Source organism: Microcoleus sp. CZ3-B2 (assembly GCF_036705055.1).
Lineage (GTDB): Bacteria > Cyanobacteriota > Cyanobacteriia > Cyanobacteriales > Microcoleaceae > Microcoleus.
Map to the genome: position 1 here is coordinate 1 of NZ_JAUBTN010000133.1, position 2,994 is coordinate 2,994.

Below are 2,994 nucleotides of genomic sequence, written 5' to 3' on the forward strand. Positions count from 1 at the left end.
TTCCGGTCGAAGTTTTTTGACAAAAGTTAAATTCTTTAAATTATTGCAGTCAACCTTTCCATCATATTTGCGAGGGGTGCCTCGTGGATTTTTTTCACCTGTATAGAGGTAATTTAAGTTAGCATCAATCCTTAATTTGCTAATCAAATTTAAATCTGCATCCCGTACAGCATTCCAGAATTTTAAGCGACAATAATAACCATCAGCTACCAAGTAACGGACAGAATCTGGCAACAAAGAACGAGTTTTTTTTAAATGTTGAGCATAGTCATCAACTCTTGTTATTTCAGGCGTTAAGCTTAATAAATTCTTTTTTTTGCCAAGTTTTTTTGAATTATTTTTGACTTTAGCAGTTAGGGGATTTTTCGGTAGTTCTGCGGTCGGACGCAAGGGCGTTTGTTGTACACTTAGGCTATAAGATAAATGAGTTTCAACTTCGACCACAGAAATTACAGAAATTTCTAATCGGGAGCATCTCAATTATGCACTAAGTATAAATACTTAGAAGAGTAATATGCAAGAATTATGTAAAATGTAAAAACACACTTACGAGTGAGAAAAATATGACCCCAGCAGAAACTCAAGAACTCCAAAAATGTCTAGAAAAGGTATCCGCTATCTTACTCAAGAATACACCATCAGAACAGCTAAAAGACTTTGGCAGTATTGAATTAGCCGGAGCGAGATCATGTCCTCAAAGAAGTAGCCCCAGAGATTGGAAAATTTTTTAAGCAGCAGCAGCCAAACAGAAGCAGGCAGAGCCAGAGAAATCCAGACCTGTATGGGTAAATGGCGAGTAAGAGAACAACAAAGTAAAAAACTCGGACTAAAGAAAGGGACAAGATTAAGCCCTCACTTAGAAAAATGCTGCCTAATATTGAGCGCCAACGTATCCTATGCCAATACTACTAAAGACTTACAACAACTCACAGGAATATACGTATCCCACAGTACGCAACAACGGCTAGTACATCGACAAGAATTTGTGGAGGCTGTAGCAGAGAAAACTGTTACCGCTTTGAGTTTAGATGGAGGCAAGGCAAGATTAAGAACCGACTTAGGAGAAGCCAGTGAATGGCGAGACTACAAAGCCGTGGCGTTGCATCATCAACAGTGTGCTGCTTTCTTTCAAGAGAATAACAAGCTATTGGATTGGGTGAATCGACAGCCTTTGGGTGAGCCGGTTGCTTGTCTAGGTGATGGACATCCAGGGGTCTGGAATTTGATAGCTGGGATTGCTTCATTCGAGAAACGTTTAGAGATTTTAGATTGGTATCACCTCAAGGAAAACCTGTACAAATTGGGTGGTTCTAATCAACGTTTGCGAACAGTGGAGACTCATCTGTGGCGTGGTCAGGTGGATGGGGCAATCGCTGCTTTGGCTGGCTGGGATGTACCTCACGTCAAGAACTTTCTGGATTATCTAGAACGACATCGATGTAGGATTCCTGATTATCAGGCGATGCAGTCTCAAAAGATCACAATTGGTTCGCTTTGCTGTCGAGGCGACAATTAAACAGATTGGACGGAGAATCAAAATATCCGGGGCACAATGGAATCGTGACAATCTGGCTCAAGTTCTGAAACATCGTTGTGCTTATTTAAATCTCGCTTTGGCCTGAGTAGTATTTATACTCATTACATATTTGAGATGCTCCCTTTCTAATCCCTCTTCAGGTCTGCCAGCTACACCATTATAAAAACTAGCTTTGCCTTCAGTTTTTTTGCTACTTTTGGGGATAAAAGAACAATCGATAACGGCAATAAGTGTTCGCTGATGATCTAAGGCTTTATTGAGAAATAATTTATTAAATGCGGGAAAATCAAAGCTTTTGAAAAAGTGGCGACGATTGGTTTTTTCACTCAAACAGCTATAACGACTCAGATTGGTAAAATTAACCTTGCCATAAACAAGCAATATGGTGGAAAATAAAATCACCATAAACTTCTTTTGAGCTTGACTAATACCTGGCATTTGTTGTAAAATAGATTCAAGAATATTCATGAGGCAGTTTTTTAAATTCGTGTGTTTTTTGACCTTAACCTAAAAATTGCCTTTTTTTTGATTTTTGATTCAGATTCCAATAACTTTTGTAGCTCGGCGAGCCTCGCGTCCCTCTTCCAAAACTGTCCGAAGTATTGATATTGGGGTATGTGTTTATTTTTTTGAGTAATACTTTATGGTCTATACGGTGGGTGCATCTCACTTTTGCGAATATGTCAAAAAAGGGTTAAAATGAAAAAGCTAGTAAAATCGTTAAATAAAAATGAGGTAAAGAAAATGACACCCTCAGACCAACAACAGCTAAAAGCCCACTTAAAAGCGGCAGCAGAAATTCTTTACAGAAATACAGCTCCAACCGAATTAAAAAGTTTTGAAAGTATAGAAAAATCAGTTCGTCAGCAAATGTTATCAGAAGTTGCTCCAGAACTAGGTAGCTTTTTTTTTCAGCAGTATCAGGAATTAAAACAGGAAAACCCCGAAAAATAAAATCAATAATCGGCTCCCTCGACATTACAGATAATCAGGCAAAATATTTTGGCTTAAAAGCTTACAGTCAATTTAGTCCACTGATGGAAAATTGCTGTCTTTTAATCAGTGCCAACGAATCTTATCAAACGGCAGAAAAAGATTTGGAAAAACTTACGGGGATCAAAATTTCTCACAGTACATTACTCATATTAGTCAAGACTGTAGTTTAGACTAACCAAAGATGAGAACGGTGGCTTTCAGAAGAACTAGAGCCACCGCGCCAGGAGAGAATGAGGGTGAAAAATAAAACCTATCCACTCCTTAAATGAACAGTGAACGATTAAAGGACTTTCGTCAAGCAGCATACGAGTTATTGGTGCTGGCGAAAGATGCAACATTCGAGCTGATGGATGCAGTGATGACCACTCCGAATGCGTCGTGTTTAGCGGAATTTTCACTCAATCCATTATTCAAGCGTCAATGGCCAAGCATCTATGAAGCGTTACAAGACTGTAGACCAG

Annotated in this window: 2 protein-coding genes and 3 pseudogenes; 3 read left to right on the forward strand and 2 right to left on the reverse strand. The window is 38.9% G+C overall.

The window, feature by feature from the left end; all coding sequences use genetic code 11:
• Nucleotides 1–444 (reverse strand): annotated as a pseudogene (locus QUA97_RS28040) (transposase); the annotation flags it as partial.
• 119 nt (nucleotides 445–563) lie between these two features.
• Here QUA97_RS28040 and QUA97_RS28045 point away from each other — a divergent pair.
• A pseudogene (locus tag QUA97_RS28045) lies at nucleotides 564–1,622 on the forward strand (ISKra4 family transposase).
• Here the strand turns inward: QUA97_RS28045 and QUA97_RS28050 are convergent.
• Complete coding sequence (locus tag QUA97_RS28050) at nucleotides 1,598–2,005, reverse strand: hypothetical protein (protein ID WP_333197581.1); 408 nt, start codon at nucleotides 2,003–2,005, stop codon at nucleotides 1,598–1,600. The pseudogene QUA97_RS28045 and the gene QUA97_RS28050 overlap by 25 nt on opposite strands.
• Nucleotides 2,006–2,281: 276 nt before the next feature.
• Here QUA97_RS28050 and QUA97_RS28055 point away from each other — a divergent pair.
• Nucleotides 2,282–2,691, forward strand: a pseudogene (locus QUA97_RS28055) (ISKra4 family transposase); the annotation flags it as partial.
• A 107-nt stretch (nucleotides 2,692–2,798) separates the two neighbouring features.
• Nucleotides 2,799–2,994, forward strand: a 196-nt coding sequence (locus tag QUA97_RS28060) for a hypothetical protein (RefSeq protein ID WP_333197583.1), incomplete at its 3' end; no start/stop codon positions are given.

Excerpts from the sequence above, each read along its gene's own strand:
- QUA97_RS28050 (WP_333197581.1), bottom strand. The coding sequence starts at position 2,005 with ATGAATATTCTTGAATCTATTTTACAACAAATGCCAGGTATTAGTCAA.